This is a genomic window from Ornithinimicrobium sediminis (assembly GCF_021272345.1).
GTDB classification, from domain to species: domain Bacteria; phylum Actinomycetota; class Actinomycetes; order Actinomycetales; family Dermatophilaceae; genus Ornithinicoccus; species Ornithinicoccus sediminis_B.
The window spans coordinates 1-16,175 of sequence record NZ_JAJSDQ010000004.1 but is presented as its reverse complement, the minus strand read 5'-3'; the positions used below and the strand labels follow the sequence as shown (position 1 = coordinate 16,175).

The following is a 16,175-nucleotide window of genomic DNA, read 5'->3' as shown; positions in this document are numbered from 1 at the left end:
TGTCGGCCAGTACGGGTCGTTGCCGATATATGTGTACGATGCATATATGTCCACAGGTGAGGTCGTGCTGGTCACGGGAGCGACCGGCACCATCGGGCGCCTCGTGGTGCCCGAGGTGCTGAAGGCCGGCAGGTCGGTGCGTGCCGCGTCCCGGGGCCGGTCACCCAGCCGGCCTGCCGAGGACGGCGTCGAGCGGGTGGAGCTCGACTTCACGCGTCCGCAGACGTGGGGGTCGGCCTTCGAGGGGGTGCGCGTGATGTTCGTGGTGCGGCCACCGCAGCTGAGCGCGGTCGGTCGCGACATGGTGCCGGCCCTGACGGCAGCTCGTGACGCGGGGGTCGAGCACATGGTCCTGCTGTCGCTGCAGGGAGCGGAGCGCAACCCGGTGGTCCCGCACGCTCGCCTGGAGACGTGGCTGCGGGCCAGTGGCGTGGGGTGGACCTTCGTGAGGCCCTCCTTCTTCATGGAGAACCTGAGCACCACCCACGTCGGCGACATCCGCGACCGGGACGCGCTCATGGTGCCGGCGGGCCGTGGACGCACCGCCTTCGTCGCGGCCCACGATGTGGCCGCGGTGGCGGCTGCCGCGCTGGTCGACCCGGCCTCCCACCGCTCACGGGCCTGGACGCCGACCGGCCCGGAGGCACTGAGCTACCACGCCGTCGCGGCGGTGCTGACTGACGTGCTGGGCCGCCCGGTCAGGTATGCCGCACCGGGTCTGGTGAGCTACGGACGGCACGCGCGGACCTCGCTGGCCATGCCCTGGCCGATGGTGGCGGTCACCGCGGCGATCTACACGTCCGCGCGTCTCGGGCTGGCCGCCGGGCTGACCGCAGACGTGCAGCGGGTCACCGGGTGCGCGCCGACCAGGCTGTCCGCCTGGGCCGAGCAGCACGCGGAGGTGTGGGATGCCGGACGCTGAGCGTGACCTGGCCGCGATCGACGCAGCGCTGCTGGGGCTGCGCAGGCTGTGGGCGCAGGACCGCGTCGTCGAGGACCCCGACCTCGGCCGCGTCGACCTGTCCACCGTCTGGGTGGTCGATGCGGTCGCCCGGCACGGACAGGACGGTCTGGCCGTGACCGACGTGGCGCACGTGCTGGACGTGGCCCACTCGACCGCCAGCCGGTTCGTCAGCCGGGCAGCACGAGCAGGGGCCGTGCGGCGGGACCGGTCACCGGAGGACGCCCGCCAGGTGCACGTCTGTCTGACCGACGCAGGGGCCTCCCTCGCGCAGCGGGCCATGCACGTCCGTCTGGGTGTGCTGCGGCACGCCACCGCCGGCTGGCCCCAGGCGGACCGCAGCGCGTTCGCGCGCCTGCTCACTGACTTCGCCGAGTCCGTCCCCCATGTCATGACAGGAGCGCAGCCATGAGGATCGCCCTTCTGGGTGCGACGGGTCGCACAGGGCGCCTGGTCCTGGCCGCCGCCGTGCACGGCGGTCACCAGGTGTCCGCCCTGGCCCGCACACCGGACACGCTGACAGACGTCGCCTCGGAGGTGCGGGTCGTGCCCGGGTCGAGCACCGACCGCGACGCCGTGCACCGGGTCCTCGACGGTGCTGATGTCGTCATCTCGGCCTTGGGCCCGACCTCGGGTCAGGCCGACCTGCACAGCCGCACCGCCGCGGTCCTGCTGGAGGCCATGCCCCTGCACGGAGTCCCCCGGTTCGTCGGCGTCAGCGGTGCCGGGGTCGATGTCCCCGGGGACCGCAAGGGCCCGCGCGACCGCCTCGTGTCCGCCCTGATCCAGCGGCTGGGCGGGGAGGCGGTCCGGGACAAGCCCCGGGAGCACCAGATGTTCGCAGCGTCCGACCTGGAGTGGACCCTGGTCCGACCACCACGGCTGACCGACACGCCGCCCACGGGCCTCGTCGAGCATCATGCTCACGTCCCGGGCGGTGCCACCTCGGTCAGCAGGCATGACCTGGCGACCTTCGTCCTCGACGTGGCCGAGCAGGGCCTGTACCCGCAGCTGGCCCCCTTTGTCAGCCGGGGACTGCCCTCCCGGCCTATCCTGGCGGGACGACCCTGGAGCCGATGGAGGCAGCCATGACAGCGCTGGAGAACCGTCCCCGGACCGCCGTGCTGGTGGTCGACATGCAGAACGGGGTCGTCGGCAACGCCTTCGACCGCGACCGCGTCATCGGCAACATCCGCCGGCTGGTGGACCGGGCCCGGGCCCAGGACGTGCCGGTCGTGTGGGTGCAGCACTCCGACGACGACATGCCCAGAGGCTCCGAGAGCTGGGAGTGCGTCCCCGAGCTCGAGCGGCTGGCGACCGAGCCGGTCGTGCACAAGACCTACGGCGACTCCTTCGAGGCCACGGACCTCGAGGAGCTGCTCGCCCAGGAGAGGGTCGGCCGTCTCGTGGTCACCGGCGCCCAGACGGAGGCCTGCATCCGGGCGACCTTGCACGGGGCGCTGGTGCGCGGCTACGACGCCACCCTCGTCGCCGACGCGCACACCACGGAGGACATGCGCGAGTGGGGCTTCCCGGTCACCCCGGAGGAGTCCATCGCCTACACGAACATGTACTGGAGCTGGACAGCCGCCCCGGGGCGCACGGGGGCGGTGGCTCCGACCGACGAGGTCGACCTGACCGCCGGCTGACCCACGGGCCGCGGGGGGGACGACGCCATGATCACCAGGCGAGCCCAGGCACGGACACTCAGGCGCGAGGCCGCGACATGGGCCTACCTGCGCCCACACCTCGACCAGGCCACCAACGGCGAGGAGGGCCGCTACCCCGCCGCGCCGCCGGGCAGCGGCCCCAGCTACATCGCGAGCTACTCCAAGAGACTCCCGCACAACGCCTTCGGGGAGGTGGACCCCACTGCATACCGCGCCATGGTGCGAGCACTGGTGGCCGGGTCCCCCGAGGGCTTCGAGCAGATCCCGCTGGCGCACCCGGCCCCCGGCGGGCGACCGCTGGTCAACCCGCAGGCCGGGCTGGCCTACGACCTCGAGGGGCTGGACGGCCCCGCCCTCGCCATGCCGCCGCCCCCGCGGATCGACAGCCTCGAGGTGGCCGCCGAGGTCGCCGAGCTCTACTGGATGGCGCTGCTGCGCGTCCACGGAGCCGTCCAGACCCGTCCAGCTCGACAACATGCCGGTGGTGCCCGAGGGGGAGACGGCAGGGCACGAGAGCCTCGCGACCGGTGCCGACACCGACCCTTGACCAAGGCCGGGCCATCCTCGGGCCTTTGGACCCTGTTGGGATCGGCTGCAGGGGAGGACCCTTGGTGTGGGAGGTCCTGACACGGCCGGGCGGTCCGGCCGGAGGCAACGGTGCCGCAGGGCCGAGCACGAGGAGGTCAGGTCATGAACGAGCGCAAGCCGGTGGTCGTCGGCTACGACGGGTCGTCCGGGTCGAAGTATGCCGTCGACTGGTCCGCGCGGGCCGCGGTCCGCGACCGGGCGCCCCTGGTCGTGGTCTTCGCCATGGAGCACGTGCACCTGGACAGCGAGGGCTCGGCCCGCGACAGCAGGCGTCAGGCCTTGGAGCGCGCCGCGAACGACGTGGTCGCCGAGGGCGCCCAGCGCGCCCGGGTGATCGCGCCGGCTGTGGAGGTGAGCACGCGCACCAGCCAGGACGGCGCGGCCACGGCCCTGCAGGAGCTGTCGGCCGACGCGTCCCTGGTCGTGCTCGGTGACCGTCACCGACGCCGGCTGCACGGCGAGATCCTCGGCTCCGTGGCCACGGCGGTGGCGGCCCACGCCCACTGCACCGTCGTGCTCGTGCCCGACGGCAGCGACGTCGAGGCCGGTCCGCGGCACCCGGTGGTCGTCGGCGTGGACGGCTCCGACGGCAGCGACCTCGCGGCATGGTGGGCGGCCGACCTCGCCGCCACCACGCACGCGAAGCTCGTCATCGCCTCCGCCTGGCAGACCCCGCCGGCCGACCACTGGAGCCGCCTCTACCTCGTCGACGACGAGTGGCGGCACGGCGAGATCGACCGCGCCCGGCACAGCGCCACCTGGTTCGTCGACCACGCCCGCAACCTGGTGCGCCGCGACCACCCGGGCCTGCAGATCGAGGGCTTCGTGGAGGAGAACCGGCCGGGCAAGATGCTCACCCGCTTCTCCGGCAAGGCCTCGGTCGTGGTGGTCGGCTCCCGCGGTGGCGGCGACCTCACGTCCCTGCTGCTGGGGTCGGTGAGCCGCAGCGTGATGCACCGGTCGCGCTGCCCGGTCGCGATCGTCCGCTGACCCGGGCCCGCGTCGTGCGGTCCCTGCTCACCCCAGGGGCGGTGCGGGGCCCGCGTGCTCCTGGGTGCGCCGGTCGCACTCACGCTCCATCCGTGTGTAGAGCCAGTCGCCCGTCCAGGCCCGCAGCCGCGGCTGCGCCTCGTCCTCGTCGGGGCGTGCCTGCGGCGTGGCCGCCTCCTCGGTGGGCAGGCTGACGAAGCAGCGGTATGCGGTGCCCCGAGCCACCATGTCGTCCACCACCGCGGCGCGGGGACGCAGGCCGGTGACCTCGGACGCACGCGTCACCTCCCGCCGGGCGACCTCCAGCAGGGCCCGCAGCGGCAGCAGCAGGGGCACGACGACCACGAGCCCGACCCCGAGGAGGACGGCGGTGCTGAGCAGTGCTCGCACCCAGACCTCCTCGAGCCAGCTCTCCCGGGTCAGCAGGAACGCGGCGAGCAGCAGGTATGCCGTGCCGTAGAGCACCGCCCAGCCGGCAGCGGAGCCCGCGGGGTGGGTGAGCGGCTGGTAGGTCCACGTGCCCGAGGCCTGGCGCCTCGACAGCACCTGCAGCTGTCGTCCCAGGACGTAGGAGACACCGGCGCCCACGAGGACGGCCAGCACGCCGAGAGGCACCAGCAGCCACAGGTGGTCCCGCGCCCAGACGACCGTCGTGTCCCATCGGTCGCCGGCCAGCCACAGGGCCAGGGCGAGGACACCCAGGGCCAGCACCACCCACCAGACCAGGCCGGCCAGGGACAGGGCCACCGCCGTGGAGCGGCGCACCAGCTGGGCCCGGCCGCGTGCCGTGCCGGTCAGGGAGCTGCCGACGGCAGGCACGCGGTGCCGCTCGGCAAGCCGGTCCAGTGAGGCCAGGACGCTGCCCGAGGTCGCCGGCAGGCTGCCGAGCACCATCAGGCCGGCCGCCAGGGCGAGCACCACGAGCAGCGTGGTGACCCCACGCTCGGAGGCCGTCGCTGCGCCGGCCAGCCCTCCGCCTCCGCCGCCGTCTCCGCTCCAGCCTCCCTCGACCGCGAAGGCCACCAGGGGCACGACGGGCGTCAGCAGCACCAGACCGTGCAGCATGGTGCCGCTGCGCAGGGCCCCGACGACGAAGGCGATGAGCAGCGCGCTGGCACCCACGGCGGCGCCCGGCCCGGCCAGGCTCTGCGGCAGCACCCCGAAGAGCGCGAGGGCGAGCAGCACCGCGCCGACGGCCAGGCCGAGGAGGGCGACGCTGCGCCCCACGACGCCTTTGCCGCTCAGACCGGTGACCACCCAGTAGGGCAGGAGCATGGCCCCCCGTAGCACCCGGGTGACCGGCTTGCCCGCCGGCAGCCCGGCCCGGTCGGAGTCGACGACGGTGGCCGCCACGGCTGCCGCCGTCGTGGCGGTGCGGATCATCTGGTCGCTGCTGCCCTCCTCGGTCAGCGGCTCACGACCCACGCCGGCGCGGTCGAAGGCCATGAGGGCGGCAGCCCGGTCCTCCTTCGCCAGCTGGGCGACCGGGGTGCTGCCGAGCCGGCTGAGCAGGTCGCCGTGCTCCGCGACGAACGCCTCGCCCCGGGACCGCGCGTTGGCCCCGTCGACACCGTCGGCGCGGACCGCACCGGCCAGGGCGGGCATCTCGGAGGGCACGATCTGCAGGTGCAGGGCCCAGGCGAAGAGGTCGGCCAGGGCAGGCAGTGCGGAGTCCAGGTTCTCCGAGGCGACCGCGGGGTCCATCACGGGCTCCAGCTCGGCGACGGCCTGCTCCTGCAGCTCCAGGATGCGGCTCGTGCGCACCTCGTCGCCGAAGAGCATGTCCACGATCTCGCCCACCGTCTCCTCCGCCCGCTCCCGTGGCGACAGCTCGGCCGAGCCGTCGCGAGCAGGCTGGAGGTAGCCGGTGAGCAGGGCCGTGCGGCGCAGGCGGCTGGGGTCCAGGACGACGCGGCACAGATGGCTCGCCGCGTCGACCCGGCCCCACGTCCAGTCGTTGACCCGCCAGGACCGCTTGAGGAAGCCGCCGAAGCGGCTGACCGACATTCCGCCCAGCTTGTCCTCACCGGTGTGCGTGTACTGCGCGAACGCGTTGGCCGTCTGCGCGCTCAGCTGCACGACCTCCACGGGCAGCGTGGCCCCGGTGGTGACCTCGTCGCCGAGGGTCGTGGCCGCGACCTCCAGCTGCAGCAGCCTGGGCAGCAGGAAGCGGTCCTCGAGCGCCTCGTCCGAGGGCATGAGCACTGCTCGCCAGCGCCTCAGCTCGGCCACGTGCTCCCGGGCCCCGCTGGTCCCCGACTGCTCCTTGCAGTATGCCGCCAGCTCGGGCAGGGCCGAGCGGAGCGCCTGGACGACCTCGGTCACCAGCGCCCGCACCCGGGAGCCCGCCGAGCCGGGTCCGTGCTCGTCCTCCCGCACGAGCAGGCCTCGCAGCTCGCGGGCCTCCGCGTCGCTGCCGGCGACCCTGGCGATCGCGTCCTCGATCACCTGCTGGTCCTTCTCACCGATCATCAGGCGCTCGTAGGAGGCCAGCCTCAGCAGCCAGTAGTCCCGGTCGGGCCGCAGCGCCAGCAGACGCGGGTGGGTGTCCCACATGTGGTCGGTGAGGTCGCGGGCCCGGCGGATCTCGCCGGTGAGCCGCGACACCCTCTCGCGTGCCTCACGGACGACCTCGTAGGGTCCGCTGACGCCGGAGAGCCTCTCGCGCGGAGCCCGCGGCAGCACCCAGACCAGACGTCGCAGCACGTCCATCGCGGCCTCCGCGACGCCGAGGGCGGAGGTGACGCCCCAGCGCCACCCGTCCGGCTCCACCGTGCCCGCGACGGGCATCCGGTTCGGGAGGTAGGGGGTGGGGTCCCAGGCCAGCTGAGCGCTCTCGGCCGCGCGGCGGACACGCTCGTAGTTCCAGCCCGGTGGCAGGGTCTGCAGCCCGTCGGCGCGCGGGGGACGGTTGACCGCCCACCGCGACAGGTCCCGCGCGGCCCGCCACTTCCGCAGCCGCCGGTAGTGCGGGTAGAGCTCGAGGGTCAGCTTCTCCAGCCGCTCGTGCGGGTCGGTGCGGGCGTCGTCCAGGGTGCCCGTCGCGCTGTCCGTGGAGCGTGGCTCGACCAGGGAGCGCAGGACGTCGCTGCGGGTGCCCCGCCGGCTCGCGGCATACGCGTTGTGGTCCTCCAGCTCGTCGACGAAGGTGCGGCTGCCCTGTGCCGTGAGCGCGCCGAGGATGCCTCCGACGGCGTGGCTCAGGGTGGGCGGCGTCGTCTGCTCGTCGGCGGGGTCCGGCCCGGGCGCCTGCGCGTGCGGGTAGACCAGGAGCATGACCCTGCGCACCGGTCCGTCGGCCGGCATCGACTCGACGGCACCCAGGGCGGCCCGGGTGGGCGTGTTGGCCAGCAGCCCGCCGTCCACCACGAAGCGTGAGCGGTCGCGAGGGGTCCGGTCGCCCCAGTCCTCCACGGTGAGGCCCATGTCGGGCCGCAGCCGCTGCTCCTCGCTGAGTGGTGTGCCCTGCTGCGGCTCACGGTGTGCCGCCGAGTTCACCGGCACGAACACCGGCTCGAAGGCCACCGGGAAGCTGGCCGTGCACCGGGCCGCGAGCGCCAGCCGGTCGGCGGTCCGCTCGATGCAGTCGCTGCCGAAGGGGTCGGCACACCGTCGCGGGTCGGGCTCGCCGGCGCGGTCGGGGGCCGCGTGCTCGAGCTCGCACCCGGGCAGGCGCTCCCAGTGGAACCGCGCGCCGTGGATCGACTGGGGCAGCGGCTGGCCCATCGAGTCGACCGTGACCCGCTGGTTGCCGTGGAGCACCGTCGTGGTGATGGACAGGTCCACCGGCGCCTCGGAGGTGGACCGCAGCCGCGTCCCGGGCTGGGCGAGCAGCCCGAGGGTCGTGTTGAGCTGCGGCAGGAAGAACTCGTCGCCCCGCAGCAGCGAGGTGGGGGAGCCCCGGAACGGCTGGCGCAGGAGCGACTCGATGCGCCCCTGGTCGACCCACACGTCGCGGAGCAGCGGGAGCCGTCCCTGCGGGTTGACCTGGCTCAGAGCCAGTGCCGCTCCGTTGATGCCGCCTGCGGACGTGCCGGCGATCACGTCCGCCCGGGCACGCCCTCCGGCCAGCGCGAGCAGCGCGGTGTAGATGTCGAGCCCGCGGTCCTCGCCCGCTGCAGGTGAGCCGTCACGGCGCACACTGGTGAGGCGGTCCAGCTCGAGCACGGTGCCGCCCATCCACACGGCGAGGGAGACCCCGCCGTTGAGGATCAGCCCGAAGCGGATCTCCTCGGGGGGGACGCGGTCGGCCCCGTCCTGGGCCAGACCGAGCAGTCCTGCCATGGCTCCTCCTCGCCGGCCACCCCGGCGACGGGCGGCCCGACTCTGGTCAATGTACTCCCGAACGTCTAACCGGGACAGGGGTTCTCAGGGCGACACGGTGAACTCGACCCAGAGCGGGTAGTGGTCGCTCAGCCGGTAGGAGAGCTGTGCCTTGGTGAGGTCGCGCAGGACGTGCGGCACGAAGTCGACGCTGCCGCCGCGTCCGGTGTAGGTCATGTCCTCCAGCAGCGAGGGGACGCGCGGGTCGCTGGGGTCGACGAACCAGGCGACCTGGTCGTAGAAGCTGCGCGTCCGGTCGTCGGAGAAGATGGTGCGAGGCACCTCGTTGAGCTCGGCGGGCGGCCAGAGCCCGGTGGAGACGAAGGCCTCGAAGAGCGGGTCGTCCAGCCGGTCGAGGTTGAAGTCGCCGAGCACGAGCAGGTTGCGGTTCCAGTCCACCGGGCGGTCGGCCCACGAGCGCATCCACTCCGCGAAGTGGCGCAGCTCGACGACCCTGTCCGACGGCGCCTTGCCCCAGAGCACGTGGACCGTGGTCAGGATGAAGTCGGTGCCGTGGCGGACGAACCCTGCGGCATACGGGGTGCGGGCGAACTGCCGGGCGGCGCCGGTGGCCGGGTCCGGCAGCACGATCTCGCCCACCAGCCCCGAGGGCTGCACCCGCTCGCCGTCGTAGACGAAGGCCAGGCGCTCGCCGTTGCCGGGGTCTCCCTCGGTGACGTCCGAGGCGATGACGTGGTAGCGCGGCCCGAGCAGCTCCAGCAGCGCGAAGAGCGCCGTCGTGTTGCGGCGGGTCTCCTGCACGGCGGTCACGTCGAAGCGCTCGACGACGGCAGCGATGCAGCTCAAGGCGTGCCAGTCGCGTTTGGGGCTGTCCTTGTCACCGGCCTGCCAGCGGGGTGTCAGGTTGCTGAAGGCGCGGATGTTCCAGGTGCTGAGGAGCAGGTTGTTCTCCGTCCGTACGGGCAGCTGGGCGTCCAGGGCTGCCCGGAGGCGCGTCAGGTCGTCCGTCACCGCTGCCGGGACGGGGCCGGGAGGAGGTGAGAGCCCCATGGCCCGACAGTCCCATCGGCGCATCGGGCCGGTCAAGGGGTCGTCGCCGCCCTCCGAGACCTCAGACCGGTCCGCCCTCCTCGGGTGGGGTCGTGGTGTGTGCCGGTGACGCGCGCCCACCGCCGTAGCCGAAGGGCTCCCGCGGCGGCCGTCTGACCAGGTCGGCCAGGAACATCCGGCGGGCCAGCAGCACGAGCACCGCGGCGGCGGCGAAGGCCACCGAGGCCGCCCACCACGCCGTGGGGTAGCCGCTCGTGCCCACCACCACACCGAAGAGCGCCGGCCCCGCAGCGCCCCCGACGAAGGCACCTGCCTGGACGATGGCCGAGGCCGAGGCAGGAGCGTCCCGGCCCAGCCGCACCACGGCATACAGCAGCAGCCCCGGCCAGGACCATCCCAGACCGAACGCCAGCAGCCCGGCGGGCACCACCACCCACGGAGAGGGGACGGACAGGAGCCCGAGGAACACCGCGCCGGCGAGCATCTGCCACGCCACCACGGGAAGGTTGCGGCCGTGCCGCCGGTCGGCGAGATGCCCTGAGGTGACCCGTAGCGCGATGTTGACGGCACTGCCGGCCGCCATGAGCACCCCGGCGCCACTGGGGGTGAGGCCCACGGCGAAGCCCCACGAGGCCAGGAAGGCCCCCAGGGAGTTGGCGGCGGCGCTCGCGAGGGTGATCGCGGCCATGGTGACCACGAGCGGACGCATCGGGGGCCGGTCCTCGTCGGGTGCGGCCCGGGGTGCAGCCGAGGTGCTCCGTGCGATGGTCAGACCGGCCAGGGCGATCGCGACACCCCCCAGGCCGGTAAGGACGTAGGTCCAGCGCCAGCCCCCGAGCACCGTGACGGTGGGCACGGCCAGACCCGCCACCATGATCGACACCGGGATGGCGGCCTGCTTGACCCCGAAGCCCAGCCCGCGGCGGTGCGGGGGCACGGCCCGTGCCAGTGCCAGGTTGGCCGTGACCTGGCAGGCGGCGTTGGCGACGCCGAGCACGACGAGCAGCCCGATGAGGACCTCCCAGGAGTGGGCGGCCACGGCCACACCGAGGCCGCCGGCGGCGGCGAGGGTCCCGGCGAGCACCGTGCTGCGGCGACGCCCCGCACGGTCGGCCAGACGTCCACCCAGCAGCGCGGCAACTGCGGCGGAGGCGAAGAAGGTGCCGACGGCGATGCCGAAGCGGGTCTCGTCGAACCCGAGCTCCTCGCGCACGAAGACCGACTGCGAGCTGAGCAGGAAGACCGGCAGGGTGCCGATGGTGGTCATGGCGATGGCACCGAGGACCGTCCACGCGGCCGGTGGGGTGCGTGGCCTCTTCACGGGTCGACTGTAGGCGCGTGGATGTGCGTTCGAGAGGCCGGGTGACGTATGGTCGGATATTCCAACGATCTTTGGAGGATTTGTGGACCCCACCCCGCTGAGCGAGGTGTTCGACGAGCTGGCTGTCGTCGGCAAGGCCTTCGGCAGTGCGCGGCGCCTGGAGCTGATCGACCTGCTGACCCAGGGCGAGCGCACCGTCGACGCGCTCAGCCGGCAGACCGGCATGGGCGTGAGCACCACCTCGGCCCACCTGCAGATCCTGAAGCTGTCCAACCTGGTGCGCACCCGGCGGGAGGGCACCCGGATCCACTACCGCCTCGCCGGCGAGGACGTCGCGGCGCTGTATGCCGCGATGCGCCAGGTCGCCCTGGCCAACTCCCCGGACGTCGAGAAGGCACTGGCCGCTCATCTCGGGATGGGCGAGGTCGAGGAGGTCAGCCACCCCGAGCTGCTCCGACGCCTCCAGGCAGGTGACGTCCTGCTGGTGGACGTGCGCCCCGCGGAGGAGTATGCCGCCGGCCACATCCCCGGAGCCGTCTCCATCCCCTTCGGCAGCCTCCAGGAGGCCCTGGGTGGCTGGCCACCGGGCGAGGAGATCATCACCTACTGTCGCGGAGCCTACTGCGTCATGGCCTCCGACGCCGTGCGGCTGCTGACCGACCGCGGCCGCACTGCGCGCCGTCTCAAGGACGGCCTGCTGGAGTGGCGGCTCGCCGGACACCCCGTCGAAAGGACTCCTGTATGACCCAGCCCACCGATGCCCGCCGGTCCCGCCGGCTCACGCTGCCCCTGGTGGTGGCGGTCGCCGCGGCCCTCGCTGCCGCTGTCCTCTTCTGGGCCGGCCGCGACGACGGGACCGACAGCGCGGGCGAGCCCGCCGAGCGGACGGCGAGCAGCACCGAGAGCGGCGCGGCCTCGTCAGCGTCGCCCAGCACCCCGCACCCGGCGGCGGAGCTCGAGCGCCGTGAGGAGGGTGACCCCCGGGCGGTCGGTGACGTCGACGCGCCCGTGGTGATGCTGGCCTACTCGGAGTTCCAGTGCCCGTTCTGTGGCCGGTTCGCCCGCGAGACGATGCCGGAGCTGCAGCAGTACGTCGACGACGGCACGCTGCGCATCGAGTGGCGCGACTTCCCCTACCTCGGCCCCGAGTCCACCCTGGCCGCCCTGGGCGGCAGGGCGGCCGCCGAGCAGGACATGTTCTGGGAGCTGCACGACGCCGTCTTCGATGACCAGCCCGACCCCAACTCGGGCACCATCACCGAGGAGTGGCTGGTCGACAAGGCCGAGGAGGCCGGGCTGGACCGGGAGGTCTTCGAGGCCGCCCTCAACTCCGACCCCGCCCACCTGGAGAGCATCAACGAGGAGCAGATGGAGGGCGTGACCCTGGGGGTGACGGGCACGCCGTCCTTCCTCGTCAACGGCACACCGGTGGTCGGTGCGCAGCCCACCGCCACCTTCGTCGAGGCCATCGACCGGGCCACTGCCGCGGCGGGCTGAGCCGTGGTCGAGATCGGAGTGGTCGCGGCGTTCGCGGCCGGGGTCCTCGCGCTCCTCTCCCCGTGCAGCGCCCTCCTGCTGCCCTCGTTCTTCGCCTACGCCTTCGGCAGCCGCACCGCGCTGCTCGCACGCACCGGAGTGTTCACGCTCGGCCTGATGCTGACGCTGGTGCCGCTGGGCTCCGGGGTGCGGCTGGTCTCCGGGCTCTTCTACGGGCACCGCGAGCTGCTCGTCACGGTCGCGGGATGGGTCATCATCGGCTTCGGGGTGCTGCAGGTCGTGCGCTCCGGCACGCAGGTGCCGTTCGGGGCCGTGGTGCAGAACACGGCAGGCGGCTGGGCGCGGCAGCGGCAGAGCAGCGGGAGCTGGCTCGGCACCCTGGCTCTCGGCGCGGTGTACGGGCTCGCAGGCTTCTGCTCGGGTCCGGCACTGGGGGCGATCCTCACCGTCGCCGCGACCAGCCGGACGCCTGCCCACGGCGGCGCGCTGCTGGCGGTGTATGCCGTGGGCATGGCCGCACCCCTCTTCCTGCTGGCGGCGCTGTGGGACCGCTACCAGCTGGGCAGCCGCTCGTGGCTGCGCGGCCGGATGCTGGAGGTCGGCCGGCTGCAGGTGCACAGCACCAGCCTGGTCTCCGGCCTGCTCTTCGTGGCCATCGGAGTGCTGTTCCTGTGGTTCGACGGCACCGCGGGCATCCTGGCCGGGACCGGCGTGGACACCACCGACCTCGAGTTCGCGGCCCAGGAGCACGTCGTGCAGGCGCTCTCGGGCATCCCGGCGTGGTCCGTGCTCTCAGCCGTCGCGGTGGTCGCCGGAGCACTCGCCTGGCGAGCCTCGCGGAGGGGCCCGGACCCGGAGCAGACGGACCCCCAGGGTGGCACCCGGCCTCGACGTGGCGCGGGTCATATGTAACAGTAAGGTCACAACGACAAGGGGCGGCCTCGTGTCTCGGCGAGGTTGCCCCGCATACCGCTCACCGCTGGATCGTGCGCGTCTCCAACGCCAAACCTCGTCATGAGGCGCCGAGCCGGAACGTCCGGGCACGAGACGAGGGCGGGGGACCCACGATGTGGCACACGTGGATCAGACGTGTGCCTTGGGGTGAAGCCGCGCCTGCGCGGCCGGGCCACTGACCGCCCGAACCCGACAGCTCACCCCGCCGGCGTGTGTCAGGAAGGAAACACCTCCCCATGCGCTACACGCCCAAGCACGCCACGCCCCGACGCACCCGCCGCGCCGCCGGAGTTGCCGCGATCGGAGCAGCAGGACTGGCTGCCGGACTCATGTCCGCCGCACCCGCCTCCGCCCAGACGGACGGTGTCTGGGACCGGGTCGCTGCCTGTGAGTCCAGCGGCAACTGGAGCATCAACACCGGCAACGGCTACTACGGTGGCCTGCAGTTCTACCAGCCCACCTGGGTCGGCTTCGGCGGCCAGCAGTACGCGCCGTACGCCCACCAGGCCACCAAGGCCCAGCAGATCGCCATCGCCCGCAAGGTCCTTGCCGTGCAGGGCCCGGGCGCCTGGCCCGTGTGCTCGGTGCGCGCCGGCCTGACCCGGGCCAACGGTGGAGCCTCGAGCACCGCCACGGCGCCCTCGTCGTCCTCCTCCTCGACCTCGACCTCGTCGTCGTCCTCCTCGTCCTCCTCGACCTCCCAGCCGCGGCAGGAGCCGGCCGCCTCCCGGTCGTCCTCCTCCAGCGGCAACTACACGGTCAGGTCCGGCGACACCGTCTACAAGCTGGCGCAGCGCTTCGGCACGACAGTCTCGTCGATCGTCTCGGCGAACCAGCTCGCCAACGGCGGCCGGCTGATCTATGTCGGAGACCGTCTGTCCATCCCCGGGGCCGGCCCGGCCAGCAGCTCCTCGTCGTCGTCCTCCAGCGGCTCCTACACCGTCAAGGCCGGGGACACCGTCTCCGCCCTGGCCAGCCGCTACGGCACGACGGTCTCGGCCATCGCCCAGGCCAGCAACCTGTCGAACCCCGACTTCATCGTCGTCGGCCAGAAGCTGAGCATCCCCGGCGCCTGACCGACGTCAGCAGGACCGTGAAGCGGCGCACCCCGGTGACCTTGTCCCGGGGTGCGCCGCTCGCTGTCGGTGAGGCCGTGCGGGTCGCTCGGCCTCAGGAGGTGACCACCCGGGCATACACGACGGTGTTGTCCCGGTAGTGCCCGGTCGAGCTGTCCCACGAGCCCCCGCAGGTGATGAGGCGGAGCTCGGGTCCGGCGGTGTCGCCGTAGACGGCCATCGTGGGGAAGTCGTCCTTCGCGTAGCGCTGGGTGCGGTACACCTCGAACGTCGAGGTGGACCCGTCATTGCCGGTGACGGTGACCCGGTCACCTTCGGCCAGCCGTGCGAGGTCGAAGAAGACGGACGGCGTGCCTCCGGTCCCGTCGACGTGGCCCAGCAGGACAGCCGGCCCGACCTCCCCGGGCACCGGGGAGCCGTGGAACCAGGCCGCCTCGTCGTAGCGGGGGCCTCGAGCGGGCACCTCGAGAGTGCCGTCGCTGTTCAGGCCCACAGGGTTGAGCACGGACGTGACACCGATCGCCGGTATCGACAGCGACGCCGGACCCTCCGCGGCAGCAGGTGTCACCGGCTGACCGGGTGTCGACGTGGGCGCCACCCGGTCAGCCGGACGATCTGACCGGGCCTGGTCAGGTGCGCGACCCGGAGCTGCCGCCAGCTCCGAGCGCACCTCGGCCAGGTCGGTGTCGGCAGTGCCGGGGCCCCCCAGCGGTCTCGGGGAGAGAGCTTCAGGCGCAGCAGTGCTGACGACGCTGCCGGCATCGGCGCTGTCGGCGTCGTCGCTCGACGTCGCCACCGCCGATGCCGGTGACTGGCCCAGGACCGACAGCGGGACCTGCGGGGTCCCCTGCCCACCCAGGGCGACGGCTATCGACGCCAGACCCGTGAGCAGGGCAAGCCACCACACCGCAGTCGTCCGAGGACGACTGCGGTGTGGTCGGTGTGATCCAGGCATCTCAGCTCTCGGTCGAGTCCTGGCGGCGACGGTTCAGGAGGAGTCCGCCTGCCCCCAGCGCTGCAACCAGTGCTCCGCCGGCCAGGAGGACGCCCTGCTCGCGGACTGACTGCGGGCTACCGCCGGTCTGGGCGCCGCCGACGGGCAGCGGGCTGACCTGTCCGTCCCGGGGGGCCGGCTCGGTCGGCTGCGGCTCGGTGGGCTGCGGCTCGGTGGGCTGCGGCTCGGTGGGCTGCGGCTCAGTCGGCTGCGGCTCAGTCGGCTGCGGCTCGGTCGGCTCGGGCTCCGTGGGCTGCGGCTCGGTCGGCTCGGGCTCCGTGGGCTGCGGCTCGGTCGGCTGCGGCTCGGTCGGCTCGGGCTCCGTGGGCTGCGGCTCGGTCGGCTCGGGCTCCGTGGGCTGCGGCTCGGTCGGCTGCGGCTCGGTGGGCTGCGGCTCGGTCGGCTGCGGCTCGGTGGGCTGCGGCTCGGTCGGCTGCGGCTCGGTGGGCTGCGGCTCGGTCGGCTCGGGCTCCGTGGGCTGCGGCTCGGTCGGCTCGGGCTCCGTGGGCTCGGGCTCCGTGGGCTGCGGCTCGGTCGGCTCGGGCTCCGTGGGCTGCGGCTCGGTCGGCTCGGGCTCCGTGGGCTGCGGCTCGGTCGGCTCGGGCTCCGTGGGCTGCGGCTCGGTCGGCTCGGGCTCCGTGGGCTCGGGCTCCGTGGGCTGCGGCTCGGTCGGCTCGGGCTCCGTGGGCTGCGGCTCGGTCGGCTCGGGCTCCGCCTGACCTGCCTCGAGCTCGGCCCGACCCTCCTCGAGCTCCTCCCGGCCGGCGTCGACCTCGGCCTGGCCGGCGTC

General features: G+C 73.4%; 14 protein-coding genes, 1 pseudogene and 1 riboswitch. Of the genes and pseudogenes, 10 read left to right on the top strand and 5 right to left on the bottom strand.

Annotated elements, in window-relative coordinates:
* Positions 1-46: 46 nt before the first annotated feature.
* The 6 genes from LVO85_RS10245 to LVO85_RS10220 all read left to right on the top strand — a co-directional run bounded on the left by LVO85_RS10245 (position 47) and on the right by LVO85_RS10220 (position 4,209).
* Positions 47-922 (top strand): NmrA family NAD(P)-binding protein, encoded by an 876-nt coding sequence (locus tag LVO85_RS10245; RefSeq protein WP_232747392.1) that lies wholly within the window; start codon positions 47-49, stop codon positions 920-922.
* Positions 909-1,373 carry a MarR family winged helix-turn-helix transcriptional regulator gene (locus LVO85_RS10240; RefSeq protein WP_232747391.1) on the top strand — a complete coding sequence of 155 codons (465 nt, stop codon included), beginning with the start codon at positions 909-911 and terminating at the stop codon, positions 1,371-1,373. The genes LVO85_RS10245 and LVO85_RS10240 overlap by 14 nt, the downstream gene beginning before the upstream one ends.
* On the top strand, positions 1,370-2,053 hold the full coding sequence (locus tag LVO85_RS10235) for an NAD(P)-dependent oxidoreductase (RefSeq protein WP_232747390.1): 684 nt from the start codon (positions 1,370-1,372) through the stop codon (positions 2,051-2,053). The genes LVO85_RS10240 and LVO85_RS10235 overlap by 4 nt, the downstream gene beginning before the upstream one ends.
* Positions 2,050-2,610, top strand: coding sequence for an isochorismatase family protein (locus LVO85_RS10230; protein ID WP_232747389.1), 561 nt, complete (start codon positions 2,050-2,052; stop codon positions 2,608-2,610). The genes LVO85_RS10235 and LVO85_RS10230 overlap by 4 nt, the downstream gene beginning before the upstream one ends.
* Before the next feature lie 27 nt (positions 2,611-2,637).
* Positions 2,638-3,258, top strand: a complete 621-nt coding sequence (locus tag LVO85_RS10225; protein WP_232747388.1) for a hypothetical protein — start codon at positions 2,638-2,640, stop codon at positions 3,256-3,258.
* A gap of 63 nt (positions 3,259-3,321) precedes the next feature.
* Positions 3,322-4,209 carry a universal stress protein gene (locus LVO85_RS10220; RefSeq protein WP_232747387.1) on the top strand — a complete coding sequence of 296 codons (888 nt, stop codon included), beginning with the start codon at positions 3,322-3,324 and terminating at the stop codon, positions 4,207-4,209.
* A 27-nt stretch (positions 4,210-4,236) separates the two neighbouring features.
* On the opposite strand, the gene LVO85_RS10215 is transcribed toward LVO85_RS10220, so the two are convergent.
* From LVO85_RS10215 to LVO85_RS10205, 3 genes are all read right to left on the bottom strand, one after another.
* Positions 4,237-8,493 carry a patatin-like protein gene (locus tag LVO85_RS10215; protein WP_232747386.1) on the bottom strand — a complete coding sequence of 1,419 codons (4,257 nt, stop codon included), beginning with the start codon at positions 8,491-8,493 and terminating at the stop codon, positions 4,237-4,239.
* Between the two features lie 84 nt (positions 8,494-8,577).
* Positions 8,578-9,543, bottom strand: coding sequence for an endonuclease/exonuclease/phosphatase family protein (locus LVO85_RS10210; RefSeq protein WP_232747385.1), 966 nt, complete (start codon positions 9,541-9,543; stop codon positions 8,578-8,580).
* A 61-nt stretch (positions 9,544-9,604) separates the two neighbouring features.
* On the bottom strand, positions 9,605-10,864 hold the full coding sequence (locus LVO85_RS10205) for an MFS transporter (RefSeq protein WP_232747384.1): 1,260 nt from the start codon (positions 10,862-10,864) through the stop codon (positions 9,605-9,607).
* Between the two features lie 82 nt (positions 10,865-10,946).
* Between LVO85_RS10205 and LVO85_RS10200 the strand changes: the two genes are divergently transcribed.
* From LVO85_RS10200 to LVO85_RS16805, 4 genes are all read left to right on the top strand, one after another.
* Complete coding sequence (locus LVO85_RS10200; RefSeq protein WP_232747383.1) at positions 10,947-11,609, top strand: ArsR/SmtB family transcription factor; 663 nt, start codon at positions 10,947-10,949, stop codon at positions 11,607-11,609.
* A complete protein-coding gene (locus LVO85_RS10195; protein WP_232747382.1) occupies positions 11,606-12,361 on the top strand; it encodes a DsbA family protein in 756 nt (251 codons plus the stop codon). The genes LVO85_RS10200 and LVO85_RS10195 overlap by 4 nt, the downstream gene beginning before the upstream one ends.
* Before the next feature lie 3 nt (positions 12,362-12,364).
* The gene (locus LVO85_RS10190) at positions 12,365-13,273 is read left to right on the top strand and encodes a cytochrome c biogenesis CcdA family protein (RefSeq protein WP_232747381.1); all 909 of its coding nucleotides are present in this window, start codon (positions 12,365-12,367) and stop codon (positions 13,271-13,273) included.
* Positions 13,274-13,371: 98 nt separating this feature from the next.
* A riboswitch (cyclic di-AMP (ydaO/yuaA leader) is annotated at positions 13,372-13,542 on the top strand.
* A gap of 9 nt (positions 13,543-13,551) precedes the next feature.
* Entirely contained in the window at positions 13,552-14,391 is an 840-nt protein-coding gene (locus tag LVO85_RS16805) for a LysM peptidoglycan-binding domain-containing protein (RefSeq protein WP_269813329.1), read from the top strand.
* A gap of 94 nt (positions 14,392-14,485) precedes the next feature.
* Here the strand turns inward: LVO85_RS16805 and LVO85_RS17050 are convergent, their stop codons facing one another.
* Both LVO85_RS17050 and LVO85_RS10170 read right to left on the bottom strand, forming a co-directional pair.
* The gene (locus LVO85_RS17050) at positions 14,486-14,959 is read right to left on the bottom strand and encodes a class F sortase (RefSeq protein WP_232747380.1); all 474 of its coding nucleotides are present in this window, start codon (positions 14,957-14,959) and stop codon (positions 14,486-14,488) included.
* A 388-nt stretch (positions 14,960-15,347) separates the two neighbouring features.
* A pseudogene (locus tag LVO85_RS10170) lies at positions 15,348-16,175 on the bottom strand (hypothetical protein); the annotation flags it as partial.